This window comes from Microbispora sp. H11081 (genome assembly GCF_012999535.1).
In the GTDB taxonomy this organism is placed as follows: Bacteria; Actinomycetota; Actinomycetes; order Streptosporangiales; family Streptosporangiaceae; genus Microbispora.
Window position 1 is genome coordinate 627,854 of record NZ_JABBWV010000002.1, and the last position, 24,900, is coordinate 652,753.

Consider the following 24,900-nt stretch of genomic DNA (forward strand, 5'->3'; position numbering starts at 1 on the left):
CCTCTTCATGACCGTCGCCGCTTCAGGCCCGGTGTTCTCCCTGCGTGAAATCCCGTTCAGCTACCGCGGTTCCTGGTTCGGCTTCTCGCCGGTGGTCGCGCAGAAGACCTACGCCAGGGACGTGCATCTGGTCTCCCACCAGACCGGCATGCACCCGATCCTGCGGCTGGAGCCGTCCGCGGACAGCGTCGTCACCGCCACGCCGCATCAGCTCACCTGGAGCGGCGCCGGCGGCCGGATCGACCTCGCCTACGAGAACGCCGACACGGTGCGGCTGCGCGGCCGGAACCTCGGGCTGAGCCTCCTGGCCGCCGACCCCGTCCTGACGCCGTTCACCGGCCCGTACTTCTACCAGGATCCGGCGGACGGATCGTTCGTCTTCACCGTCTACCAGACCGGCCGCCGCTATCGGGTCACGGTGCTCGCCGGTCAGGCCGAGGCGAGGGGCGCCCAGGAGCTCGGCGCCGCGGAACGGAGCGTCGTCCTGAGCGGCGAGTGGGAGGTCGCCGTCGAGGAGTACGAGACCGCTCGCGCCCCCTACGCGAGCACGGCCGCCTTCGAGCGGGTGGCCGAGGCGGCGCGGGCCGATTTCGACGCGTTCACGGCGGCGGTCGCGCCCTGGCGCAGCGACCGCACGCCCGCGGCCGAACTGGCCGCCTACGTCCTGTGGTCGGCGACCGTACGGCCGGCCGGGTTCGTCACGCGGCCGGCCGTGCTGATGTCCAAGCACTGGATGGACAAGGTGTGGAGCTGGGACCACTGCTTCAACGCCATCGCCCTCGCCGGCGGCCTGCCCGGTCTGGCGTGGGACCAGTTCCTGCTGCCCTTCGACCACCAGGACGGCGCGGGCGCGCTGCCCGACTCCGTCACCCACTCGGAGATCCTCTACAACTTCGTCAAGCCGCCCATCCACGGCTGGGCCCTGGGCCGCCTCCCGGCGGCGGACCGGCCGGAGGAGGTCTACCGGCTGCTGGAACGCTGGACGACCTTCTGGCTCACGGCGCGGTGCGTGCCCGGTCGTGAGCTGCCGCATTACCAGCACGGCAACGACAGCGGCTGGGACAACGCCACCACCTTCGACCCCGAGCGCGTCGTGGAGACCGCCGACCTGGCCGCCTTCCTCGTCCTGCAGATGCGCGAGCTGGCCCGCCTCGCCCCTGACCAGGCCGCGGCGGCCCACTGGTCCGGCCGCGCCGACCGGGTGCGCGACGCGCTGCTCGCCGAGCTGTGGAAGGGCGACGGGTTCGTCGCCCGCGGCGCGCACTCGGGACGCACCTGGTCCGGCTCCAGCCTGCTCGACCTCATGCCCATCGTCCTCGGAGACGAGCTCCCCGAGCCGGTGCACTCGGCGCTGGCCGCGCGGATCGCCTCGCACCTGACCGCGTTCGGGCCCGCCACCGAGCACCCCGAGTCCGAGCACTACCAGGATGACGGCTACTGGCGGGGACCGATCTGGGCCCCCTCGACCGTGCTCGTCGAGGACGGCCTGCGCCGCTCCGGCCACGTCACGCTGGCCGACGAGATCAGCGCCCGGTTCCGCGGGCTCTGCGAACGGTCCGGCTTCGCGGAGAACTTCGACGCCCGGACCGGCGAGGGGCTGCGCGACCGCGCCTACACCTGGACGGCGAGCGCCTACCTCGTCCTCGCCGCCGACCACGAGCGGCGACGGCTCGACGGTTCCCGCCCCGACTGTCCGAGAGGATAGGTTGGCTCACGATCATCTGGGTCGCGAGTGGCCATGGGGAGGTGCGGGACGTGGTGCCGTCCACGCTCGGCGGTCGTTACGAGCTTGAGGAGCTGATCGGCCAGGGCGGGATGGGCGAGGTCTGGCGGGGCCGGGACCTGCGGACCCACCGCACCGTGGCGGTCAAGATCCTCGCGCCGCAGGTGGCCGGGGTGGCCTCGCGGGAGCGGTTCGCCCGTGAGGCGCGCGCCGCGGCCCGCGTCGTGCACCCGAACGTGGTGACGGTGCTGGACGTCGGCGAGCAGGACGGCCGGCCCTACCTGGTGATGGAGCTGCTCACCGGCCGCAGCCTGGCGGCCGAGCTGCTCGACCGTGGCCGGTACGGCGTGGCCGAGGCGTGCGGCCTCATGGCCCAGGCCGCCGCCGGGCTGGACGCCGCGCACCGCGCCGGGGTCGTGCACCGGGACGTCAAGCCCGCGAACCTGCATCTCACCGAGAGCGGCGTGCTCAAGGTGGTCGACTTCGGCGTCGCCCAGGTGGCCACGGAGGCGGCGCGGCTCACGATGGTGGGCACCGTCATCGGCACCGCCGCGTATCTCGCTCCGGAACAGATCGACGGCCGGGGCGGCGGCCCCGCGTGCGACCTCTACGCGCTGGGATGCGTCTGCTACGAACTGCTGTGCGGGCATCCGCCGTTCACCGGGTCGGCCCCCGAGCTGGTGTATCAGCACATGCACCAGGCTCCGGTGCCGCCCGGCAGGCACCGGCCCGGCGTTCCCGCCGAGCTGGAACACCTGATCATGGCGCTGCTGGCGAAGGACCCCGCCGCCCGGCCCGCGGGCGCGGAGGTCGTGCGCCGGGTCCTGACGGCCGTCTCCCTCGCCGCGGAGGAGCCGGCGTGGGAAGGCGGAGCGCCGCCCCCCGCCCCGGCTCCAACGACCTCGCCGTACGCGGCGGGTGGCGCGCGTGCGGGCGACACGGCACTGCTCGACGCCCCGCTGCTCGACGCCCCGCTGCTCGACGCCCCGCCGCCCGATGCCCCAGATGCCCCGGCCGGCCGCGTCGCGGGGTCGTCGCCGGAACGGCGGACGCTGATCCGGCTGGGCGCCGCGGTGGCGGGGCTCGCCGTGGTCACGATCGGGGTGGCCGCGCTGTCCGACGGCGGCGGACGGGCGGAACCCGCGGTCGCGGCCCAGTCGCCGTCGAGCGCCCCCACGCGGGCCGAGACGTCGCCCACCCCGGCGGAGCGGGCTTCGGCGAGTCCGCGGCCCCGGCTGACCAGGGCCCCGTTCCCCGAGGCCTCGCGGAAGCCGTCTCCCACGCCGTCCGCGACCCGGCACGTCTACCGCGACTACATGGAATGGCTGGCCGCCTTCGACCGTGCCGTCCAGGCGCAGGCGAGCCGGGGCGGCATGGATCCGAAGCTGGCCCGCGAGGCCCACGAGGAGATCAGGAAGACCGCCAGAGAGATGGCCAGGGGCAAGGGCAGGGGTGACAAGTCGGGGCGGCGCGTCCGAGACCTGCTCGTGAAGCTGCAGCGGGCGCACCAGACGGGCAGGCTCGCCGACGGCCCGCTGATGGACTTCGTGAACTCCAGCGGCGTCAGGCCCGGGGGGGACGACGACTGAGGTCGTCGACCGGCCCGACGTCACGCGTCCACGACCCCAGCACGAGCAGGGTCTTGGTGCCGGTCACGTCGCCGGCGCGGCGCAGCCGGTCGATCACCTGCTGGAGATGGCCGAGGTCGCGGACGCGTACGTGGATGAGCGCGTCCGGGTCGCCGGCGATGGTGAACACCTCCTGCACCTCCGGCACGTCCGTGGCGGTACGGACGATCTTGCCGACCGGCGTGGTGCCCGGGTAGCGCAGTTCGGTGAACGCCTCGATGCCCCAGCCGAGCTTGGCGTAGTCGATCCGCACGGTGAAGCCCGTGATGACGCCGATCTCCCGCAGGCGGTCGACCCGCCGCTTCACCGCGGCCACCGACAGGCCGATCTCGGCGGCCATCTCCGAGAAGGTCCTGCGCCCGTCCTCGCGCAGCAGGCGCAGCAGCCGGTGGTCGATGTCGTCGATCTCCGCCATGGGCATGTCCCTTTCGAGCGTCATGTGCGCAAAGAACAGTAGCGCCACCCGCGCGGCACTCGATGTTTTTGCGTTCTCGCGGTGGTTTTCCGTGTCATGCTTGCGCGGGCACCGGGGATGTTGGTGTGCTGTGGGTCATCCCCCAACCCCAGGAGGTTCGCGTGTCCTCGCCTCCCGTTTCGCTCGACGACAAGTACGCCGCGGAGAACGGCACCGTGCTGATGTCGGGCGTCCAGGCCCTCGTCCGGCTCACCCTGGAGCAGCGCCGCCTCGACGCCGCGCGCGGCCTGGACACGCGGGTGTTCGTCTCCGGATACCCCGGCTCGCCGCTGGGCGGCGTCGACCTGGAGATGGCACGGGCCGCGCGGTTCCTGGAGGAGGCCGGGGTGGTGGCCAGGCCCGGCCTCAACGAGGAGCTCGCGGCCACGGCGGTCGCGGGCACGCAGCTGCTCGGGCAGGTGCCTGGCCGCCGCCACGAGGGGGTGACCGGGTTCTGGTACGGCAAGAACCCGGGCCTCGACCGGGCCGCCGACGCCATCCGGCACGGCAACGTCGCCGGCACCGCGCCGCTCGGCGGGGCGGTCGCCTGGATCGGCGACGACCCCGGCAGCAAGTCGTCGACCGTGCCCAGCGCGTGCGAGCTCATGTGCCAGAGCCTGGCGATGCCGCTGCTCGCCCCCGGCTCCGTGGCGGAGGTCGTCGAGCTCGGGCTGCACGCCGTGGCGCTGTCGCGGGCCACCGGCCTGTGGGCCGGCCTGAAGATCGTCTCCGACGTCGCCGACTCCTCGGCCACCGTCGACCTCGGGTCGCTGCTAGACGGCATCCGGTCCGGCGTCCCGGTGCCGGACCGCGCCGAGCGCGGCGCGCCGCCCACGCTGGTCGGTCCGGCCTCGCTCGACGCCGAGCATGACATGCTCACCCGCAGGCTCGATCTGGCCCGCGAGTACGCCCGCGCGCACGGCCTCAACCGGATCACGCACGACGCGCCGCGCGCCACGACGGGCGTGCTCGCCTCCGGGCCCTCCTACGCCGTGGTCCTGCGCGCCCTGGCCGACCTCGGCCTGGACGAGGCCGCGCTCGACCACCTCGGCCTGCGGCTGATCCGGCTCGCCATGCCGTTCCCGCTCGCCCACGACGACCTCGCCGCCATGACCGCCGGGCTCGACCGGGTGCTCGTGGTCGAGGACAAGGTGCCGTTCCTGGAGGGGCACCTCAAGCAGGCGTTGTACGACACCGGGCAGCGCCCGGACATCCTGGGCCGGGCACTGCTGACTTCACGTGGCACGCTCGGCGCCGAGGACGTGGCGGGGGCGCTCGCCACCTGCCTCGGCCCCGAGCGCCTGCCCCGTCAGGCGGCGATCCTGTCGCCCGCCCACCCGAGGCGTCGCGTCATGCTCCCGCTGGCCGCCGCCCGCACGCCGTACTTCTGCTCGGGCTGCCCGCACAACGCCTCCACGCGCGCCTCCGACGACACGCTCGTCGGGCCGGGCATCGGCTGCCACGCCATGATCGCCCTGGACGGCGACAAACGCGGCAGGCGGGTCGGCCTCACGCAGATGGGAGGCGAGGGCGCCCAGTGGTTCGGCCTTGCCCCCTTCACCTCCGACCGCCACTTCACCCAGAACCTCGGCGACGGCACCTTCCACCACTCCGGCTCGCTCGCCATACGCGCCGCCGTCGCCGCGGGCGTCTCGATGACGTACAAGCTGCTCTACAACGACGCGGTCGCGATGACCGGCGGGCAGCGCGCCGAGGGCCGCCTCGACGTCCCGGCGCTGACGCGGTGGCTCGCGGCCGAAGGGGTGCGGCGGGTCGTGGTCACCACGCCGGAGCCGGAGACCTACCGGGGCGTCCGGCTGGCGCCGATCGCGTCCGTACGGCACCGCGACGACCTCCCGGCGCTGGAGAAGGAACTCGCCGCGGTCGACGGGGTGACCGTGCTGATCCACGACGACCGGTGCGCGGCCGAGGAGCGGCGGCTGCGCAAACGCGGCGAACTGCCCACGCCGAAGGCCAGGGTCGTGGTCAACGAACGCGTGTGCGAGGGCTGCGGCGACTGCGGGGACGCCTCCACCTGCCTGTCGGTGCAGCCGGTGGAGACCGAGTTCGGCCGCAAGACCCGCATCCACCAGGCGTCGTGCAACTCCGACCTCAGCTGCCTCAAGGGCGACTGCCCGTCGTTCCTGCTCGTCGAGCCCCGCGCCAAGGTCTCGCGTACGGTCCCCGAGCCGCCGGTGGCGCTGACCGAGCCCGCGCCGCGCTTCCCGGAGCGCTCGGTGCTGCTGCGGATGCCCGGCATCGGCGGCACCGGCGTCGTCACCGTCTCACAGATCCTGCAGATGGCCGCCCATCTCGACGGCCTGCACGCCGCCGGGCTCGACCAGACAGGGCTGGCGCAGAAGGGCGGTCCCGTCGTCAGCGACGTGCGCGTGTCCCCGCGGCCGATCGGCGGATCCGTACGCGCCGCGCGCGGCACCGCCGACGTCCTCCTCTGCTTCGACGTGCTCGGCGCCGCCGCGGACGACACGCTCGCCGTCGCCTCGCCCGGCCGCACCGTCGCCGTCGTGAACACCGCGATCGTGCCGACGGCCGCCATGGTCACCGGCCGCGCCCCGCTCTCCGGGCCGCAGGACGCGGTCGCCCGCATCGCGTCGGCCACACTGCCCGACGCCGGTCTGCGGGTGGACGCCGGAGCGCTGTCCGAGGCGCTGTTCGGCGACCACATGCCCGCCAACCTCGTGCTCGTCGGCGCGGCCTACCAGCACGGCTGCATCCCGATCTCGGCCGGCGCGATCGAGAGCGCCATCCGCCTCAACAAGGCGACCGTGGAGCGCAACCTCGCCGCCTTCCGCTGGGGGCGGGCCGCCGTGATCGACCGCGAGGCCGTCTTCCGGGCCGCGATCCCACAGCCGGAGACGGCGGCGCCGCCCGTGGCCGGCGGGCTGGAGGAGACGCTCGCCGTGCGGGTCGCCGACCTCACCGGCTACCAGAACGCGGCCTACGCCCGCGCGTACGCGAGCGACGTGCGCCGGGTGGCCGCGCTGGCCGCCGAGCGGGCGGGGGAGGAGGCCGGCGCCCAGATCGGGCTCGCGTACGCCAGGGGACTGCACAAGCTCATGGCGTACAAGGACGAGTACGAGGTCGCCCGGCTGCATCTCGACCCGGAGGAACGGGCCAGGCGCGAGCGGGAGTTCGGGCCCGGCGCGGACGTGTCGGTGCTGCTGCACCCGCCGCTGCTGCGGGCGATGGGCCTGAAGCGCAAGATCAGGCTGCGCGGGTCCGCCGACGTCGTGTTCCGCGGGCTGAGGGCCGCCCGCGTGCTGCGCGGCACCCCGCTCGACGTGTTCGGGTACGCCGCCCTGCGCCGCGTGGAGCGTACGCTGGTCGGGGAGTACCGCGGGCTGGTAAGGCGCGCGCTCGACCGGCTCACCCCGGATACCGCTCAGGCCGTCGCGGAGATCGCCGCGCTGCCGGACCTGATCCGCGGCTACGAGGGCGTGAAGCTCGCCCGGGTGGCGGAGTTCCGCGACCGCGCGGCGGCCCTGCTCGCCCGGCTGGACGACCCCGCACTGGTGGAGGTGCCGTGACCGTCGACCGTCTGCTGCCCGGCCAGGACGCCCGCGACCTCGTCGAGCTGACGCGGGAGATCGCCGACAAGGAACTCGCCCGCCGCGTCGACGAGCACGAGCGGGCCGAGACCTACCCCGAGGGGCTGTTCGCCACGCTCGGCGCGGCCGGGCTCCTCGGCCTGCCCTACCCGGAGGAACACGGCGGCGGCGGCCAGCCGTACGAGGTGTATCTCCAGGTGATCGAGGAACTGGCCGCGCGATGGGCCGCCGTCGCGGTGGCCGTCAGCGTGCACACGCTGTCCTGCTTCCCCCTCGCGACGTACGGCACGCCGGAGCAGCGGGAGCGGTGGCTGCCGGACATGCTGGCCGGGCGGCTGATCGGCGGCTACAGCCTGTCAGAGCCCCAGGCGGGGTCGGACGCCGCCGCCCTGACGTGCCGGGCCGACAGGACGGAGGACGGCTACCGGATCACCGGCACCAAGGCGTGGATCACCCACGGCGGCCGGGCCGACTTCTACGCCCTGTTCGCCCGCACCGGCCCCGGCCCGCGCGGTGTCTCCTGCTTCCTCGCCCCCGGCGCGGCGGAGGGCCTGACCTTCGGCCGCCCCGAGGAGAAGATGGGCCTGCACGCGATCCCCACCACGACCGCCCACTGGGACGGCGTGCGAATCGAGGCCGGCCGCCTTATCGGCGAGGAGGGGCAGGGACTGCCCATCGCCTTCGGCGCGCTCGACTCGGGAAGGCTGGGCATCGCCGCCTGCGCCGTCGGCCTCGCGCAGGCCGCGCTCGACGAGGCCGTCGCGTACGCCAAGGAGCGCGAGGCGTTCGGCAAGAAGATCATCGACCATCAGGGGCTCGGGTTCCTGCTCGCCGACATGGCCGCGGGCGTGGACTGCGCCCGTGCGACCTACCTCGACGCGGCCCGCCGCCGCGACGCCGGGCTGCCGTACGGCAGGCAGGCCAGCGTCGCCAAGCTGGTCGCGACCGACACCGCGATGCGGGTCACCACCGACGCGGTCCAGGTCTTCGGCGGGTACGGCTACACGCGCGAGTTCCGCGTCGAGCGCTACATGCGCGAGGCCAAGATCATGCAGATCTTCGAGGGCACCAACCAGATCCAGCGCCTGGTGATCAGCCGCCACCTCGCCAAGTAGCTCACCGGCCCGGAAGGTCGCGGTCGGCGAGAGCGGGGAAGCGCGCACCCCGCTCGGTGCCGCCGCTGGTCAGGGCGTACCGTGGTCCGGGTTGTGTCCGATTTGGCTGTCGGGGGAGAAACACATGGCCAAGCCAGTTCTGCAGATCGTCATCGCCAGCACGCGTCCCGGGCGCGTCGGGCTGCCCGTGGCGGAGTGGTTCCGTGAGCGCGCGGCCGCCCACGACGCCTTCGAGGTCGAGCTCGTCGACCTGGCGGAGGTGAACCTGCCGTTCCTGGACGAGCCCAACCACCCCCGCCTCCGGCAGTACATCCACCAGCACACCAAGGAGTGGAGCGCGACCGTCGAGCGCGGCGACGCGTTCGTGTTCGTCATGCCGGAGTACAACTACGGCTTCAACGCCGTGCTGAAGAACGCCCTCGACTTCCTGCACCACGAGTGGCAGTACAAGCCGCTCGGGTTCGTCAGCTACGGCGGCGTCTCCGCGGGCACCCGGGCCGTGCAGATGCTCAAGCAGGTCGTCACCACGCTGAAGATGGTGCCGTTGGTCGAGGCGGTCTCGATCCCCTTCGTCGCCCAGCTCCTCGACGAGGAGGGCCGCCTGCAGCCGAACGAGGTCATGAACTCGGCGGCGGACGCGATGGTGGCCGAGCTGGACCGGCTCGCCGGCGCGCTGCGGCACCTGCGCCCCGCCGCCTGACGGTCACCCCGGCAGTGAGCCGGTCTCCGGGTCGCGGCCCGTGAGGCAGTAGACGCCGCCCGCCGGGTCGCGCATGACGAGCCAGTGCCGACCCCGCGCGACGAGCACCGCGCCGTGCCGCTCGTGCCGTACGCGAGCGGCCTCGGGGTCGGCGCAGGCAAGGTCGACGTGGGCCGACCGGCCGGGACCGTCGCCGAGCCGCTGCAGGAGGATCCGCACCGGCATTCCCGGCTTCGCCAGCACCGTGAACTCGGGCAGCGCCCCCCGGTGTGGGGGCCACCCGGTCAGCGCCGCCCAGAAGGCCACCTCCTCCTCGTACGCGCCGGGGGCGATGTCGAGGCAGACCTGGTCGAGGCGGGCGCCGGCGAAGACGGGCGGCCGCCGCGCCGTCCCCTCTCCGGGGACGAGGCAGAACGCCCTGCCCTCCGGGGAGCGCAGCACGGCCCAGTCGCCGTGGTCCTCGGCGACGGCGGCGCCGAGCGCCACGGCCGCCGCCAGCGCGGCACGGACGTCGTCCACCTCCAGATCGAGGTGCGCGCCGCCCCCGTCGCCCACCGCCTGGATCTTCACGCAGGCGTCGCCGGTCTCGGGCAGCAGCGTGGCGAACTCCCCGTCGTCGCCCCGCCGCGGCGACAGGCGCGTGCCGGTGACGGCCGTCCAGAACGCCGCGGCCTCCTCGAACCGCTCCGCGGGCCTGTCGATGAAGGCCAGCACTCTGATCACCACGGCCTGAGCCTACGACGCGAGCGACTCGTACAGCTCGATGTGCCGTTCGGCGGCGGCCTTCCAGGTGTGCCGCGCGGCGAGCGCCCGGCCCGCCGCACGCCTGTCGTCGTCGGCGTATTCGAGGGCGTCGGCGAGCTCGACGGCGAGGGCGCCGGCAGTGGCGGCGAAACGCGCGGCGGGGCCGAAGACCTCGCGCAGGACGGGCAGGTCGCGCACCACCAGGGGGACGCCGGCCGCCAGGGCCTCCATCGCGGCGAGCCCGAAGCCCTCCTTCACCGAGGGGAAGGCGAAGACGCTCGCGCCCGCCACGAGCGGCGGCAGGTCCGCGTCGGAGACCGGGCCGAGCACCATCGGCTCGGCGCCGAGCTCCGCCGCGCGGGCCTCCCACCGCGCGCGGTAGTCGCGGTAGTCGAAGAGCGTCTCACCGCCGGCGATCACCAACCGGGCGTCCGGGTGCGCCTTCCGCAGCAGCGCGTACGCCTCAAGCAGGTCGAGCGAGCCCTTGCGCGGCTCGATGCCGCCGACCGTCAGGACGTAGGTGCCGAGCCGCCGCCGCCACATCCCGGTGGCGACGGGATCGGCGGACGCGAAGCGCTCGTACGCGACGCCGTTGGGGATCACGGCGGCCCTGATTCCCCACCCGGCGGCGAGCTCGGCCGCCACCGCCTCCGACACGCACACGTGCGCGTACGGCGTGACGATGGCGCGCTCGTGGCAGGCGGCCAGCTCGGGCGTGGTGAAGTGGTCGACGTGGTGGACGGTCCGCACGCACCGGCCCGCCGCGTTGGCGCTGATGCAGTCCTGGGCGTGGACGACATCGTAGGACTCCGCGTCAGGGGCGAACGCCCTGCGCAGCACCGCGATCGACCGCAGCACGCGCGGGCCGACGCCCTCGCCGGCGATGTCGGGGAACGGCACGACGCACAGCCGCACGGCCGGGTCGACCGGGCGGAAGAACCCCGCGTCGCCGCCCCGGCCGAGCGTCCACACCGTCACGTGCTGTCCGGCCGCCGCGAGCGCCTCTGCGAGCGCGAGGGTGTGCACCACCCCGCCGCGGGGCTTGGTCGAGTAGCTGAGCAGCGCGATCCTCACCCCGGAACCTCCCGGTAGACGTCGGCCCTGCGTTCGCCGAGGTGATGGAGGATCCGCCGGGCCCGGTCGATCTCCGCGGCGACGTCGAGCTCGGCCACGGCCAGCCCGGCCTTCGACCAGGTGCGGGCGAGCACGTCGCCGCCCGGCCCGACGACCTTGGCCTGGCCGAGGAAACGCATGCCGCCCATCACGCCGGTCTGGTTGGAGGAGGCGAGCACCACCTGGTTCTCGGCGGCCCGCGCCTGGTCGTACAGGTCGAAGAGCCGCGACTGCCGGTCCTGTGCCATCCGCGGCGCGCGGTTGGTGACGCTGGTGGGCCACGCCGACAGGCAGGCGAGGATCTGCGCGCCGTCGAGCGCGAGGCTGCGGGCCGACTCGGGGAAGGTCTTGTCGTAGTCGATCAGCATGCCGATCCGCCCGGCCGGGGTGTCGAAGGCGTCGAAGCGGTCGCCCGGGCCGTACGCCGCGGTCTCGCCCGCCGGCAGGTGCACCTTGCGGTGCAGGCCGAGCACCCCGTCGCCGCTGACGCACACCGCCGCGTTGTAGCGGACGTCGCCGCCGTCCTCGCAGAAGCCGACGCACACCACCATCTCGGCGGCCAGCGCCGCCACCCGCGCGATCACCGGGTCGTCCGGCTTCAGCGCGGGCGGCAGCGCGTCAGGGTCCGGCCTGCGCAGGTCGGCGAGGTAGCCGCCGAGCGCGGCGTCGGGCAGCACGAGCAGCCCGGCGCCTGCCGCGCGGGCGTCGCCGACCAGTTTCGCGATGCGCGCCAGGTCGAAGTCCAGGTCGCGGCCGAAATGGGCGGCCGCCGCGGCGATCCGCAGGACGCTCACGCCGCGTGCCCCGCCTCTCCCGCGCGCGCCGCCTGGCCGTACGTCTCCGGCCTGCGGTCGCGCAGGTGGCCCATCGACCGGCGCGCGGTCTCCAGCGCCCGCGGCACGTCGATCTCGGCGACCGCCGTGCCGGGCCCGACGCCCGTCGCCGCGACGATCTCGCCGCCGGGGTCCACGACCTTGGCGCTGCCGACGAAGCGCAGCGAGCCGAACGTGCCCGCCTGGTTGGCCGACAGCCACACGATCTGGTTCTCCAGCGCCCGGGCCCGGTCGAACAGGTCGAAGCGCCGCTTCCAGCGGTCACGCTCCAGGTCCGGCGCCGCGTCCGTGCGCGAGCCCGGCCAGGCCGACACGCACACCCCGATCTGCGCGCCGTCGAGGGCCAGTGCGCGGGCGGACTCGGGGAACGCCTTGTCGTAGCAGATCATCATGCCGATCCTGCCGACGGGCGTGTCGAAGGCGCGGAAGCCGTCACCGGAGGAGTAGCTGGCGTTCTCGCCGAGCGGTTGGTGGACCTTGCGGTGGTTGCCGAGCACGCCGTCGCCGCTGACGCACACCACGCTGTTGTAGCGGGCGTCGCCGCCGTCCTCGCAGTAGCCCGCGACCACGACCATGTCGCCGGCCAGCGCGGCCAGCCGCCGGATCTCGGGGCCGTCCACGGCGAGCGGGGGCGGCCCCGCGTCCGCGGCGTCGCCGTCGAGGGTGAGCAGGTAGCCGCCGAGGCACGCCTCGGGCAGCGCGAGCAGCCGCACGTTCTCGTCGCGCGCCTCCTTGACGAGGCGCTCGGCGATCGCGAAGTCCTCTTCGAGATCGCGGGAGAACGCGGCGGACACCGCCGCCATGCGCAGGGCGCTCACGCCGCCCCCCATCCGGTCGCCTGGCCGCCGAGGGCCCGCGTGACCTGGCCGGCGACGCGGCCGACCGGGTGGCGCATCAGCACGTGCGGGGCTCCCGCGACCGTTACCGGCCGCACCCGCGTCCACCCCAGGCGGCCGAAGAACGTCTCGGCCCTCGCCCGCACGGTCGCCTCGAACCGCAGCACGCCCTCCGCCTCCGCGCGGGCGCAGGCGGCCCGCACCAGCGCCGCCGCGGCGCCGTGGACGCCGCGCGCGGCGGGCGCCACGACCAGGCGCCCGCCGGTCCACCAGCCGATGTCGGGGCCGTTGCAGGCGGGCCCGAGCCGCACCCCGCCGACGACCGTGCCCGCCGGATCCCTGGCCACCAGAGTGACGGTGCGGGGATCGTCGTCCCTGTCGTCGAGGTCGTGCCCGTCGAACAAGCCCTGCTCCCGGACGAACGCCTCGTGCCGCAGCCGCCGGTAGGCGCGCAGGGCCGCGGCGTCCGCGGCCTGCTCGATGCGCAGGACGCCGGGCGCCGCCCGCCGGGCCGGGGCCCGCGTGTTCCCTTCGAGGTGCACCGCGCTCACCCGCCCGCCGCGCTCAGCACGCCGCACGCCCCGCAGGCCGCGCAGCCCGCCCCCTGGTCCGCGCCGCGCATGCCGGCCGCGCGCAGCAGCGCCGCCACGCTCTCGGTGACGTACGTCAGCAGCCCGGCGCCGGGGGCGCCGATCCCCTCGCGGGCGGCGAGCGTGCCCCGCATCGGGCGGAACGGGACCACGAAGGGGTAGACGCCGCGCCGGATGAGCCGGCCCGCGCCCGCGATCAGCTCGTCGGGGTCCTCGCCCAGGCCCACCAGCAGGTATGTCGAGACGCGGTTGCGCCCGAACACCCGCACGGCCTCGTCCCAGGCGGCCTCGTACTCGGCGAGCGGCACCGACGACTTGCCCGGCATCCAGCGCCGCCTGACCTCCTCGTCGAGCGACTCCACGTGGATGCCGATGGCGGTGGCCCCGGCCGCGCGCAGCTCGCCGATCCACGCCAGGTCTCCCGGCGGCTCGCACTGCACCTGGATCGGCAGGCGCGGCACCGCGTCCAGCACGGCGCGCACGCACCGCGCCAGAGTCCGCGCGCCGCGGTCGGGCCCGGTGGTCGTGCCGGTGGTCATCACCATCTGCCGTACGCCGTCGAGCCGCACCGCCGCCTCCGCCACCTCGGCGAGCTGGGCGGGCGTCTTGGCGGCGACCGTGGCGCCCGACCGCAGCGACTCCTCGATGGTGCAGAAACGGCAGCGGTCGGCCTCGCCGTACCGGATGCACGTCTGCACGACGGTCGTGGCGAGCACGTCCGCGGCGTGCAGCCGGGCGATCTTCTCGTAGGGCACGCCCTCGGCGGTGGCCAGGTCGTAGAACCTCGGCCGCCGCACGGGCACCAGGGAGACCCCGGTGTCCTGCTCGCCGAGCCACACTCTGCCGTCGCGCACCGTGTAGGGGCTGCCCGGGTCGACGGGCAGCGCGGCGCCGGCGCCGTCGACGAGGACGTGGCCGTCGCCGCTGGGCCCCGCGCCGTCCGGCCGCCGTACGGGCGTGTCGAAGGCCACGCCGCGCAGGGCCAGCTCGGCGCGGGTCATGATCCGCACATCGACGGTCACGGCGCTACAGCTGGTAGGTGGAGTTGATGACGGCGCCCTTGCGGGCGTAGTGGATCAGCGCGTCCTGCACGTCCAGCGGATGGGTCGGGATGACGCCTTCGATGAGGTCCTCCTCGCGGGCGCCGTGCAGGGACAGGCCGAACCGGCAGCAGTAGACCTTCCCGCCCTCGGCGATGAACGTCTTGAGCTGGTTGTTGATGTTGTGCTCGCCGGGGAACGCCGAGTTGCCCGTCGTCGGGAAGCCGCGGGTGGCCAGGCAGTTAAGGGAGCCGGGGCCGTAGAAGTAGATGGCCGTCTCGAAGCCCTTGCGCAGCGCCCGGGTGGCCTGCAGCACGGCCACGAAGCTGACCGAGGACTCGTGCGCGATGCCGTGGACGAGCGTGAAGTACGACTCGCCGTTCTCGGCCATGTAGTCGGGGAAGACCTTGGTGCTGCCGTAGATGCTGGAGCCCTCGGGCAGGGACGGGTGGGGGATCTCCTCGATGCTCTTCTTCTCGAGGTCGGTCATGTCGACGGTCATGTGGTTCTCCTTGGATGAGCGGGATAGTCGTGGACGGAGGCGGAGAGGACGGGGGGCTCACCCGACGGGGAGCGCGGAGGAGAGTTCGGCCGGCGCGCCGGTCAGCGCGCCGCAGACGTCGGCCAGCCGTCTGGACGCCTCGATGTGGCCGGCCAGGAACTCGGCGTCCCTGCCCACGGCCTCGAACCGGCCGGAGCCCCAGGTGTGCTGCCAGGGCAGCCCGAGGAAGTAGAGCCCGGGACAGTTCGTCACGCCGCGCCAGTGCATCGGGTAGCCCCGGCCGTCGAAGGCGGGGATCTCGATCCAGCGGTGGTCGCGGGTGAACCCGGTCGCCCAGACGACGGAGGTGATTCCGGCGGCCACCGGGTCGAGGGAGAGCGCCGGCGCGCCCGGCTCCCACACCGGCACGTAGCGGGGCTCGGCGGGCGCGTCGACGCCGCGCGCCGCGATGTACGCGTCGATGGCGTCCTTGATGCCCTCGGCCACCGCGTCGGCCCGGTCGAGGTTGTCCTTCAGGTCGCCGGCGAACTCCAGCGTCGTGCCGGTCACGCCGGTCAGCCGGCCGTACAGGCGCATGCCGTCCCGGGCGAAGGCCCGCAGGTCGATGTCGCGCCCGCCGTCGCGCCCCGTGACGTAGTGGTTGGCCCGCAGCCGTACGGCGTCGGCGTCGTCGAACTCGTCGATGCTCCTGGCGTAGTGGCCCATGTCGTGCAGCCACGCCACACAGTCCCTGCCCCGGTAGAAGCGCGCGACCCGGGGCGCGCTCCCGACGGCGAGGTGGACCCGGCGCCCGGCGAGATGCAGGTCCTCGGCGATCTGGCAGCCCGACTGCCCGGTGCCGACCACGAGCACGTCGCCTTCGGGAAGCTGCGCGGGACGGCGGTAACGCGAGGAGTGGATCTGCTCGATCCCCGGTGGCAGCCGTTCCGCCAGCCGGGGGACGGCGGCCTCGTGGTAGGGGCCGGTGGCCACCACGACCTGGTCGGCGGTGAGGTCCCCGGCGGTCGTCGTGAGTTCGAACGTCCCGCTCGCGGCCCTGCGCAGGCGGGTGACGCGCACGCCCTCGGCCAGCGGGGGCCCGAAGGAGGCGGCGTAGTCCTCCAGGTAGCGGACGATCTCCTCGCGGACCATGAAACCGTCGGGATCGGGGCCCCGGTAGGGGAAGCCGGGCAGGTCGCACTGCCAGTTGGGGGTCACCAGGCAGAAGGAGTCCCAGCGGCGTTCGCGCCACTCGTGGGCGACCCGCCGCGCCTCGACGACCACGTGCTCGATGCCGCGCCGGCCCAGGCAGTGACTGACCGACAGCCCGGCCTGGCCGCCGCCGACGACCGCGACGGGGTAGTGCGCCCCGGCGATTCGCGGTGTGCCGGTCTCCGCCGTTTCCGCCGCCGTTTCCGCCGCCGTTTCCATGACCGCCACTTCAGTCCGGCCCGATTACCGGACTACGGCATCCGGAATAAAAAGGCGTTACCGGTGCGTCACCCGGCGTGATCCGGCCGAGTGCGCGGCGCGTACGGGACATGAGAGCCGCCGCCACTGGGGATGGCCGGATGAGTACGGCGGACCCGGTGCCGAGGGGAGTGACGGATCATGCCGCCGAGGGCTCCTGTGCCATGATCCTCACGGTGGTGCTCGGTCTCACGGGCGCGGCGTTCCTGGGGCTGGGCTGGGTCGCGCAGCAGCACGTCGCGTACACCGAGCCGCTGGGCGAGATGCTGCGGTTCCGGCTGCTGCTCGACCTGGCGCGCAAACCGATCTGGCTGGCCGGGATCGCCTCGATGATCGGCGGCCAGGTTCTCGGCGGGCTGGCCCTGCGGGAGGCCGACGTGGCGTCCGTGACGCCGCTCCTGGCGACCAACCTCATCTTCGCCCTCGCCGCGGCCGCCCTGATCTACCAGGAGCGCCTGGGCGCGGCGGAGTGGCTGGGGGCGGTGCTGGTCAGCGGCGGAGTCGTCGCCTTCCTCCTGGCCGGACGTCCCCACGGCGGCGGCGCGCCGGCGTCGGACACCGTGATCTGGGCCTCGGTGCTCGCCGTGGCGGGCGTGGCCGCGGGCCTGGTCACGGTCGCGCTGCGGGCACCACTGCAGGTCAAGGCGATGCTGCTGGCCGGGGCGGCGGGGGCGTTGTACGGCCTGCAGGACGCGCTGACCCGAGGGGCCCTGCTGACCCTGGCGCGGGGACCGGCCGCGCTGTTCACCTCCTGGCTGCCCTACCTGCTGCCTATTGTCGCCGCGACCGGCATCCTGCTGAACCAGAGCGCGTTCGACGCCGCGCCGCTGCGGGTCTCGCTGCCCGCCACCACGGCGACCGAGCCGATCATCGGCATCCTCCTGGGCGTGGCGATCTTCGGCGAGCGGCTGCGGGTCGATCCGCCCGCCCTCGCGGGCACGGTCGCCGGTCTGGTGGCGCTCGTGGCGGGCATCGTCATCCTCGGCCGCTCGCCGTTCCTGGCCAAGTCGGAACAGGGACGGGCCCCGCCGGACGACTGACGTCCTGCGGGGCCCGTTCTTTGGGCCGGTTCTCTTACCGGGTGCCGGGAGCGGTCGCGGTGGTCGCGGCGGTGCGCGCGGCCGCCGCGGTGGTGCGGTTGTCGGGACCCGGCAGGTCCCGGCTGAAGGCGTACACCACGGCGGCGGTGGCGATCGCCCCGGTGTTCAGCGCGAGCGCCTTGTCGTTGATGTTGGCGAGGGTGTCGCAGGCCTGGTGGTAGCAAATGTCGTACGCCACACCCGCGGTGCCGCCGAACAACGCCTGCTCCTGCGGCGTCTTGACGCCCTCGGCGCCGGTGAACAGGCCGCCGGACGGGATGCCGACCGCGATGAAGGCGCCGTAGTCCGACCGTCCGTCGAAGTCGGTGCCGACGTGGCCCTGGCGGAGCGTGTCGAAGTACTTCTCGAAGAGCTTCTCGATCTCGTCGGAGCCCGCGGGGCCGGGACCGGCGCCGGTGGCGTCGGAGTCGTCGCCGTCGTAGACCTTCAGGGCGTAGTTCGGGGAGGCGACCATGTCGAAGTTCAGGTACAGCTTGATCCTGGCCTGTTCCTGGGGGGTCAGGTTCGCCACGTAGTACTCGGAGCCGAGCGTGCCGAACTCCTCGGCGCTCCAGAAGGAGAAGCGCAGCTTGTTCCTGGTCGGGATCTTGCCGAGCGCGGAGGCGACCTCCAGGATCGCGGCGCTGCCCGAGCCGTTGTCGTTGATGCCGGGCCCGGGGACCACGCTGTCCAGATGCGCCCCGAGCTGCACCACCTTGTTCGCGTCGCCCCACCGGGAGTCGGCGATGATGTTGTGCGTGGGCCGCATCTCGCTCGACGTGTCGGTCTTGACCCGCACGGACGTCCCTGCGGCGGCCAGTTCCTGGCCGACCGCGAAGCTCACGCCCACGACGGGGACGTGAAGGGTGGGCTCGCCCAGAGTTCCCTGCAGGGTGTCGGTGCGCCCGGCCTGGCCCTCGTTCATGATGATCACGGCGGCGGCGCCCGCGGCCTGCGCGTTCTCGGCCTTCACCTGGAAGGTGCAGGTGCCGCGCTGGACCAGCGCGACCGCGCCCGCCGGGAAGCCGGCGAAGTCGGTGGCCTCGCAGCCGGAGGTCGAGCTGTTGGCCTCCGCTCCCGGCGGCAGCATGAGGTCGACGCCGCGGACGGCCGCGGTGACGTCGCCGGGCCCTGAGTAGGTCATCGTGGCGAACTCGCCGACGGTGCTGCCGTCCGGAGGTGTGGGCGTGTACGTCTTGGGGGTGGGCGCGGTGCGCTGCAGGACCGCGGTGGAGTTCTCGTTGAAGAACGGGAAGTCGAACTTCTGCAGGGTCACCGTGTAGCCGGCCTTCTTCAGCACCCCGGCGACGTAGTCGCGGGATGCCGCGAAGCCGGGGGTGCCGGCGGCGCGGGTGCCGCCGTTGGCGTTCGCGATGTCCTGCAGCTTGCGCAGGTGCTTCTTCACGGCGGACGCGACCACGGTCTGCGCGATCCGCGCCGGATCGGGGTCGGCGCTGGCCGGTGCGGCCGGCAGGAGGGGAAGCACGAGGGCGGACGCCGCGGTGGCGACGGCGGCCCGCATGCCGAGCGAGGCGCGCATTGGGCTCTCCTTCGGGTCCAATGACGGTCCGAGTGGTCCGGTTGTAAGGCCCCCCGATAGACACTGATCGGGAACCTAACCAAGATTGACCGGACGCGGAAGACCATGTTTTCTGGCCCGCCCGGGTATTGCGCTCAGCGCTCGGACGCGGATGCCCAGTCGAGAAGCCTCTCCGCGGTGGCCCAGCGGCGGCTGGCGACGCCCTCGCCGAGGATGATCCCGATCAGCCGGTGGCCGTTCCTGTCGGCCGCGAAGGCGAGGCAGAACCCGGCGGCGTTCGTGGATCCGGTCTTCACGCCGATGGCGCCGGGCAGACCGAGCATGTGGTTGGTGTTGGACCAGACGTACCGGCCGTCCTCCGTCGCGTGGCGGCGCGTCGAGGTGATCTCGGTGAACACGGGGTTGCGGAGCGCGATCTCGGAGAGTCTGGCCTGGTCGCGGGCGGTGGAGTAGCCGTCGCCCCGGGAGGTCGGCAGGCCGTCGGCGTTGACGTAGAGGGTGTCGTTGAGGCCGAGTTCGCGTGCGGTGGCGTTCATCTTGTCCACGAAGCCGGGCACCCCGGGGCCGTACACGCGGGCGAGGGCGTGCGCGGCGTCCGCGCCCGAGGGGAGCATCAGCGCGTACAGCAGGTCGCCCACCCGCAGGGTGTCGCCGGCTTTGAGGTCGGCCGTCGTGCCGTCGTTGTTCCAGGCGTACTCGAGGTCCGCGCGCTGGATCTCGACCTCGTCGTCGAGGTTCGCCTCCCGCAGGACGAGGTACGCGGTCATGATCTTGGTCAGGCTCGCGACCGGCATCCGCTTGGCGGCGTTCTTGTCCAGCAGGTCCTGCCCGGTCGTGGCGTCCCACAGGTAGACGGCCCGCCCGTACACCTGCGGCGGCGCGTACGCGGGCGCGGAAACCTGCTGCGCCGGAGCGGGAGCGGCCAGCGTGGGAGAGGCGAGAACCGGTGACGTCACCCCCGTGGCCAGGGCAAAGGCGGCCATGGAGAGACCAAGGGAAAGCTTTCTGGCGAGCATGCGAATCAGCGTGCCATGACTATTCGGGCCTTTAGGGCGATTATTCGCAAAGACTCAGCAAAGCGCACAAACAGGTGTGATATGGGAGGTTTAGTGTGGCCCGCCAGACACAACGGATACGTATTCCTGCCGATGCGCGCGGGGCGGCGGGTCTCTAGCGTCGGGGACGCCGACGACACCCAGAGGTGAGCCATGCGCGTGCCGAGCGTGTTCCTGCCCGTGTTTCTCTCAACCCTCCTGACAGCCCTCCTGACCGCATCCGTTCTCACCGTCCCCGCCACGGCCGCCGAGGCGGGGACCAAACCCCCGCGGTCCGCCGTCGACGTCGTCTACCAGCGGGCCCAGTTCGGCCCCGGCCTGCGCGAGGGCGTGCGGACGGGCGGCACCCTGTCGTTCGGCGCCCCCGCGGGCACGATCTCCTACACCGACGCGCTCGGCACGAAGACCTGGGAGTACGCCCGGTGGACGGGTCCCGACCGGCCGATCGGGTTCGCCGCCACCGAACTGGTGGCCTCCTGGAACGCCGACGTGCCTGCGGGAAGCTGGATGCAGGTCGAGATGCGCGGCCGCCACGCCGCCGGGCAGACGAAGTGGTACGTGCTCGGCCGCTGGGCGTACGGCGACGAGGACATCCGGCGCACGTCGCTGCCGGGGCAGCGGGACGCCGACGGCACCGTGTCCGTCGACACGTTCGTCGCCGCGACGGGCAAGGCGATCACCTCCTACCAGTTGCGCGTCACCCTCTACCGCGCGCCGGGCTCCGCCGCGAACCCGGTCGTGCGCGCGCTCGGCGCGATGGCGTCCGCCGTGCCCGACCGGCAGACCGTCCCCGTGAGCCCCGGCGGCGTCGCCTGGGGCGTCGAACTGGCGGTGCCCCGCCGCTCCCAGAACGTCCACGAGGGCCACTACCCGGAGTGGGACGGCGGGGGAGAGGCGTGGTGCAGCCCGACCTCGACCACCATGGTCCTCGGCTACTGGGGGAAGTGGCCGAGCAGGCAGGACACCGCCTGGGTCGATCCCTCCGACCCTGACCCCGAGGTCGACTACGCCGCCAGGTACACCTACGACTACGCGTACGAGGGCGCGGGCAACTGGCCGTTCAACACCGCCTACGCGGGACGGTACGGGCTGGAGGGGTTCGTCACCAGGCTCCGCTCGCTGACCGAGATGGAGCGGCTGATCAAGGCCGGCATCCCGGTCGTCACCTCCCAGTCGTTCAAGGCGGAGGAACTGCCGGGCGCCGGATACAGCACCAACGGCCACCTCATGGTCATCGCCGGCTTCACCGCCAACGGTGACGTGATCGCCAACGACCCGGCCTCGCCCGACGACGACGCGGTGCGCCGCGTCTACCCGCGGGCCGCCTTCGAGAACGTCTGGCTGCGCAGCACCGGCAGCGGCGGGATCGTGTACGTCATCCACCCGGCGAACCGCCCCCTGCCCCCCACGACGCCGGGACTGCCGGCCAACTGGTGACGCGGGCCTCCCCGGCGGCTCACCCCTGGTCCTGACAGCACGGGCGGCGCGCGATCAGCGTGGTGAGCGCCGCCGTCCGCGCGTCGTCCCACCCCGCGGGCGGCGCGATGCGCGCCCATGCGGCGATCACCTCGCCGTCGTAGTCGTGGCCGTGCCCAGGCGGCGCGTCGAGGGAGAACACCAGGTCGGCAGTGATCTGCCAGAACGTCACGAACGGATACCACCGGATCCCCGGCAGCACGTCGTCGCCGTGGCGTTCCTCCAGCCAGTCGGGCCGGGTGAGGACGAGCCTGGGCGTCCACCACACGATCGGGTCGGAGGGATGCTGCAGGTAGACGATCCGCGGCGGGTCCCACGGCGACGCGGGGGCGTCCAGGTCCGACGGCCGGTTGGCGAACCGCACGGTCTCGCCGCCCCGGTAGACCGGCAGCGCCTCCCGGCTGCCGGGGTCGCGCCCGGCGACGAGGCGCCGCCACAGGGCGCTGCTGTCCGGCGGCCCGACGAACAGCGCGCCGTCCGTGCGCTCGCGCAGGTCCCGATCGCCGTCGAACGCCGACTCCGCGCCGAACGCCCCCAGGCTCTCGCCGAACACCAGCAGCCTGGGCCGGTGCCCCTCGGGCAGCTTCGACCAGCGGGCGTACACCTGGTCGAACAGTTCCCGCCCGGCCGTCTTGGCCCGGTCGCGGTCGACCAGGAACGACAGCCAGCTCGGCAGGTAGGAGTACTGCATCGAGACGAGCGCGGTGTCGCCGCCGTACATGAACTCCAGGGCGGTGGCCGCCTGCGGGTCGACCCAGCCGGTGCCGGTCGTCGTGACCACGCAGATCACCTTCCGGCCGAACGCGCCGGTCCGCTCCATCTCGCGTACCGCAAGGGCGGCGCGTGCGCGCGTGGTCGCGGCGGAGTCGAGCCCGGCGTAGACGCGGATCGGGGCGACGGCGGGCCGCCCGCCGAACCGGCTCAGCTCGCCCACCGTGGGCGCGTGCGAGACGAAGGCGCGGCCCTCGAGGCCGAGGGACGCCCACGGGACCAGTGAGGAAGGGCTGCCCGACAGCGTGGCGGCGCCGGGCCGGGTGGCGCCGGGCACGATCTCGCTGTTGATCGCGGCGAAGCTGTGGTCGGCCCCCTTGAGCAGGGCCTCGGTCAGGATGCCGTCGGTCAGGAAGACGGCCAGCACGCCCACCCCGAGCCCGGCGGCGAACTGCGCGGCCGTCGCGGGGAACCAGCGCCCGAGGATTCGGCCCAGCGCCCGCGCCGCGATCCGGAGCGTCCGCGCGGCGGCCAGCAGGGCGAGGAACACGGCCGCCGCGACGAGCGGGACGCCGAGGTAGCCGAGCCGTTCCGGTTGCTGCAGGCCCATCAGCGCGTAGATGTCCCGCTGGGCGCGGGCGCCGAAGACGAGCGCGGCGGCGCCGAGACCGCAGCCGAACGTCGCGACCAGGCGCCGGACGCGCCGCCGTCCCGTGCGGTTCCAGCCCGCGCGCCACCGCGCGGGGACCCGGGCCGCGGCAGGGCGTACGGCCGCGGCGGCGGTCACCCCGACGAGGTATCCGGTGGCGGAGAGCAGTCCCGCGATGACCCCTTGCAGCGACCAGGGGCGGGGGAGCAGCGACGGCGTGAGCGACAGGCAGAAGAAGGTCGTGGCGACGACGATCCCGGCCGTGTCCACCGGCGTGCCGAGACGGGTGCGCTGCCCTTCCATCAGCCCCAGTGGTCGCCCCAGCCCCACAGGTTCGGACCGAGAGCGGCGGCCGGGTCGTCCTGGTCCACGCCGAACCGGCCGCGGAAGAACAGCATCGGGCGCTGCTCGGTGGCCACGGGTTCGAGTTCGACGACGTCGCCGATGACCACGTCGTGGTCGCCCGCGACGTGCACGTCGCGGACCTCGCCGTGGACGCGCAGCAGCACCCCCCGCAACGATGGGGTGCCCCATCGAGACAGGTCCCAGCCGAGCCCGGCGAACTTGGCGCCCCTGCTGGAGCCGAACCGGCCGCAGAGGTCGACCTGGTCCTCTCCGAGCACGTTCACGCAGAAGCGGCCCGACCTCCTGATCCTGGGCCACGCCCGGCCCCTGTGGTCGGCGCAGAACAGGACCATCGGCGGTTCGAGGGACACCGACGCGAACGACTGGCAGGCGAAGCCCACCGGTTCGCCGTCGTCGAGGCCCGTCACCACGGTCACTCCGCTCGCGAACATGCCCAGCGCGCGCCGGAACTCGGCCGGCGTGGGCGGCGCCACCTCGGTGAACTCTGGGTCGGCCGGTGCAGCGGTCATTGACTCACCTCGCGTGCGTGTCGGAGCCTCGGTGACGAACTTACAAACCCCCTTATTGCCGCCCGGCAGGGGGATGCCGGTCAACCGGATGCTTGCCTTTCTTCGCGCCGTCTGTCCAGCGAGCCGGCCTTCCCAGGTAAAGACATACTTTGTCCCGTTTACACCAATCTGGTGCTGTGTGTACCTTTAGGGCACGCGGCTCAGGGTACGCACCGGCGTCCGCTGGTGTATCCCTTGCCGTGCCGTTGCCTGGTCCGTGCGGTCTCGTGACCGCTCGGCCGCCGAATCCGCACGAGCGGAGCCGGGGACCCACTCTCTCCGGGGTGAATCGGGAGCAGCCCCCAGATGCGCGCCCGTAGGGCACTTCCTGCCCGAACCCGTCAGCTAACCCGGTAGGCGGCATGGAAGCAAGGAGTCAACCCCGACATGCCCACCCACCGCCCCTCCGGTCGCCCGCCCTCCGGCCGGCGCCTGCGCTCCGCCCTCGCGGCGGCCACCCTCACGCTCGCGGCCGCCACGGCCGGCGTCACCGCCGCCGTCGCCCTCCCCGCACCCGCGTACGCCAACCCGCACACGTACGGCCAGGACGTCTCCGGCTACGAGGCCGACCACGACTGGATCAACAGCCGGGCCCAGTTCGGCTTCATCAAGGCGACCGAGGGCACGTCCTGGGTCGACTCGTCCTTCCCCCGGCACTGGGGTGAGCTGGACAAGAAGGGCATCGTCCGCGGCGTCTACCACTACGGTCATCCCTCGAACGACCCCATCGCCGAGGCCGACCACTTCCTCAAGGTGGTGAACTCGCAGCCGAGCAAGCCCGGCGACATCCTGGTGCTCGACCTGGAGGACGCCAACGGCCAGTCGGTCGAGCACGTCAACGAGTGGGCCAGGACCTGGCTGGAGTACGTCACGGCCAAGACCGGGACGAAGCCGATGTTCTACAGCGGCTGGAACTTCGCCGACAAGTACGGCCGCGGCCTCGGCGACTACCCCCTGTGGGTGGCGCACTACAGCAAGGCTCCCGGCGACATCACGCCGCCCGCCGACTGGAAGACCTGGACGATCCACCAGTACACGGACACGCCCATCGACCAGAACGTCTCCGCGCTGACCCCCGAGCAGTTGCGCGCCCTCGGCCGCCGCTGAGCTTGCCGCTGACCCGCCGCTGAGCGCAGGCGCCCCCGGGACGGATCGTCCGCCCGGGGGCGCCTGCGCGTCT

The 24,900-nt window shown here is 73.4% G+C and carries 21 protein-coding genes and 1 riboswitch; of the genes, 8 read left to right on the forward strand and 13 right to left on the reverse strand.

What is annotated here, in order from left to right; all coding sequences use genetic code 11:
- Nucleotides 1-7: 7 nt before the first annotated feature.
- Together HHX31_RS07920 and HHX31_RS07925 are read left to right on the forward strand one after the other, a co-directional pair.
- Entirely contained in the window at nt 8-1,705 is a 1,698-nt protein-coding gene (locus tag HHX31_RS07920) for an amylo-alpha-1,6-glucosidase (protein ID WP_169946553.1), read from the forward strand.
- Nucleotides 1,706-1,755: 50 nt separating this feature from the next.
- Nucleotides 1,756-3,312 (forward strand): serine/threonine-protein kinase, encoded by a 1,557-nt coding sequence (locus HHX31_RS07925; protein WP_169946555.1) that lies wholly within the window; start codon nt 1,756-1,758, stop codon nt 3,310-3,312.
- Here HHX31_RS07925 and HHX31_RS07930 read toward each other — a convergent pair.
- Nucleotides 3,287-3,790 (reverse strand): Lrp/AsnC family transcriptional regulator, encoded by a 504-nt coding sequence (locus HHX31_RS07930; RefSeq protein ID WP_249345701.1) that lies wholly within the window; start codon nt 3,788-3,790, stop codon nt 3,287-3,289. The two genes, HHX31_RS07925 and HHX31_RS07930, sit on opposite strands and share 26 nt — an antisense overlap.
- A 137-nt stretch (nt 3,791-3,927) precedes the next feature.
- Here HHX31_RS07930 and HHX31_RS07935 point away from each other — a divergent pair, with 137 nt between their 5' ends.
- The 3 genes from HHX31_RS07935 to HHX31_RS07945 all read left to right on the forward strand — a co-directional run bounded on the left by HHX31_RS07935 (nt 3,928) and on the right by HHX31_RS07945 (nt 9,189).
- Nucleotides 3,928-7,353, forward strand: a complete 3,426-nt coding sequence (locus HHX31_RS07935) for an indolepyruvate ferredoxin oxidoreductase family protein (protein ID WP_311931651.1) — start codon at nt 3,928-3,930, stop codon at nt 7,351-7,353.
- Nucleotides 7,350-8,489, forward strand: a complete 1,140-nt coding sequence (locus HHX31_RS07940; protein ID WP_169946559.1) for an acyl-CoA dehydrogenase family protein — start codon at nt 7,350-7,352, stop codon at nt 8,487-8,489. Before HHX31_RS07935 ends, HHX31_RS07940 begins: the two co-directional genes overlap by 4 nt.
- Before the next feature lie 124 nt (nt 8,490-8,613).
- Nucleotides 8,614-9,189, forward strand: coding sequence for an NADPH-dependent FMN reductase (locus HHX31_RS07945; protein WP_169946561.1), 576 nt, complete (start codon nt 8,614-8,616; stop codon nt 9,187-9,189).
- Nucleotides 9,190-9,192: 3 nt separating this feature from the next.
- On the opposite strand, the gene HHX31_RS07950 is transcribed toward HHX31_RS07945, so the two are convergent.
- From HHX31_RS07950 to HHX31_RS07985, 8 genes are read right to left on the reverse strand one after another with little or no spacing between them, the layout of a single operon-like run.
- Nucleotides 9,193-9,915, reverse strand: coding sequence for a VOC family protein (locus HHX31_RS07950; RefSeq protein WP_169946563.1), 723 nt, complete (start codon nt 9,913-9,915; stop codon nt 9,193-9,195).
- 9 nt (nt 9,916-9,924) lie between these two features.
- Nucleotides 9,925-11,007, reverse strand: a complete 1,083-nt coding sequence (locus HHX31_RS07955) for an MSMEG_0565 family glycosyltransferase (protein WP_169946565.1) — start codon at nt 11,005-11,007, stop codon at nt 9,925-9,927.
- Nucleotides 11,004-11,840 (reverse strand): carbon-nitrogen hydrolase family protein, encoded by an 837-nt coding sequence (locus HHX31_RS07960; RefSeq protein WP_169946567.1) that lies wholly within the window; start codon nt 11,838-11,840, stop codon nt 11,004-11,006. Before HHX31_RS07960 ends, HHX31_RS07955 begins: the two co-directional genes overlap by 4 nt.
- Entirely contained in the window at nt 11,837-12,697 is an 861-nt protein-coding gene (locus HHX31_RS07965) for a carbon-nitrogen hydrolase family protein (protein ID WP_169946569.1), read from the reverse strand. The genes HHX31_RS07960 and HHX31_RS07965 overlap by 4 nt, the downstream gene beginning before the upstream one ends.
- Nucleotides 12,694-13,293 (reverse strand): MSMEG_0567/Sll0786 family nitrogen starvation N-acetyltransferase, encoded by a 600-nt coding sequence (locus HHX31_RS07970; RefSeq protein WP_211589382.1) that lies wholly within the window; start codon nt 13,291-13,293, stop codon nt 12,694-12,696. Before HHX31_RS07970 ends, HHX31_RS07965 begins: the two co-directional genes overlap by 4 nt.
- Nucleotides 13,263-14,327: an MSMEG_0568 family radical SAM protein gene (locus HHX31_RS07975; protein ID WP_211589383.1), complete on the reverse strand. Its 1,065-nt coding sequence runs from the start codon at nt 14,325-14,327 to the stop codon at nt 13,263-13,265. The genes HHX31_RS07970 and HHX31_RS07975 overlap by 31 nt, the downstream gene beginning before the upstream one ends.
- Before the next feature lie 4 nt (nt 14,328-14,331).
- The gene (locus HHX31_RS07980; protein ID WP_169946571.1) at nt 14,332-14,847 is read right to left on the reverse strand and encodes an MSMEG_0572/Sll0783 family nitrogen starvation response protein; all 516 of its coding nucleotides are present in this window, start codon (nt 14,845-14,847) and stop codon (nt 14,332-14,334) included.
- Nucleotides 14,848-14,904: 57 nt separating this feature from the next.
- Nucleotides 14,905-16,257 carry an MSMEG_0569 family flavin-dependent oxidoreductase gene (locus tag HHX31_RS07985; protein ID WP_169946573.1) on the reverse strand — a complete coding sequence of 451 codons (1,353 nt, stop codon included), beginning with the start codon at nt 16,255-16,257 and terminating at the stop codon, nt 14,905-14,907.
- Nucleotides 16,258-16,397: 140 nt separating this feature from the next.
- Here HHX31_RS07985 and HHX31_RS07990 point away from each other — a divergent pair, with 140 nt between their 5' ends.
- The gene (locus tag HHX31_RS07990) at nt 16,398-17,336 is read left to right on the forward strand and encodes a DMT family transporter (RefSeq protein WP_211589384.1); all 939 of its coding nucleotides are present in this window, start codon (nt 16,398-16,400) and stop codon (nt 17,334-17,336) included.
- 34 nt (nt 17,337-17,370) lie between these two features.
- Here HHX31_RS07990 and HHX31_RS07995 read toward each other — a convergent pair whose 3' ends face one another.
- Together HHX31_RS07995 and HHX31_RS08000 are read right to left on the reverse strand one after the other, a co-directional pair.
- Nucleotides 17,371-18,915 carry a M28 family metallopeptidase gene (locus HHX31_RS07995; RefSeq protein WP_169946575.1) on the reverse strand — a complete coding sequence of 515 codons (1,545 nt, stop codon included), beginning with the start codon at nt 18,913-18,915 and terminating at the stop codon, nt 17,371-17,373.
- 134 nt (nt 18,916-19,049) lie between these two features.
- Nucleotides 19,050-19,898: a D-alanyl-D-alanine carboxypeptidase family protein gene (locus HHX31_RS08000; protein ID WP_249345703.1), complete on the reverse strand. Its 849-nt coding sequence runs from the start codon at nt 19,896-19,898 to the stop codon at nt 19,050-19,052.
- A 225-nt stretch (nt 19,899-20,123) separates the two neighbouring features.
- Here HHX31_RS08000 and HHX31_RS08005 point away from each other — a divergent pair, with 225 nt between their 5' ends.
- Nucleotides 20,124-21,407 (forward strand): C39 family peptidase, encoded by a 1,284-nt coding sequence (locus HHX31_RS08005; RefSeq protein ID WP_169946579.1) that lies wholly within the window; start codon nt 20,124-20,126, stop codon nt 21,405-21,407.
- Between the two features lie 19 nt (nt 21,408-21,426).
- Here the strand turns inward: HHX31_RS08005 and HHX31_RS08010 are convergent, their stop codons facing one another.
- On the reverse strand, nt 21,427-23,109 hold the full coding sequence (locus HHX31_RS08010) for an alpha/beta-hydrolase family protein (protein WP_169946581.1): 1,683 nt from the start codon (nt 23,107-23,109) through the stop codon (nt 21,427-21,429).
- The gene (locus HHX31_RS08015; RefSeq protein WP_169946583.1) at nt 23,109-23,681 is read right to left on the reverse strand and encodes a flavin reductase family protein; all 573 of its coding nucleotides are present in this window, start codon (nt 23,679-23,681) and stop codon (nt 23,109-23,111) included. The genes HHX31_RS08010 and HHX31_RS08015 overlap by 1 nt, the downstream gene beginning before the upstream one ends.
- A gap of 269 nt (nt 23,682-23,950) precedes the next feature.
- Nucleotides 23,951-24,095: riboswitch (cyclic di-AMP (ydaO/yuaA leader) on the forward strand.
- A gap of 12 nt (nt 24,096-24,107) precedes the next feature.
- On the opposite strand from HHX31_RS08015, the gene HHX31_RS08020 reads away from it, so the two are divergent.
- Complete coding sequence (locus tag HHX31_RS08020) at nt 24,108-24,827, forward strand: glycoside hydrolase family 25 protein (RefSeq protein ID WP_169946584.1); 720 nt, start codon at nt 24,108-24,110, stop codon at nt 24,825-24,827.
- Nucleotides 24,828-24,900: the final 73 nt, after the last annotated feature.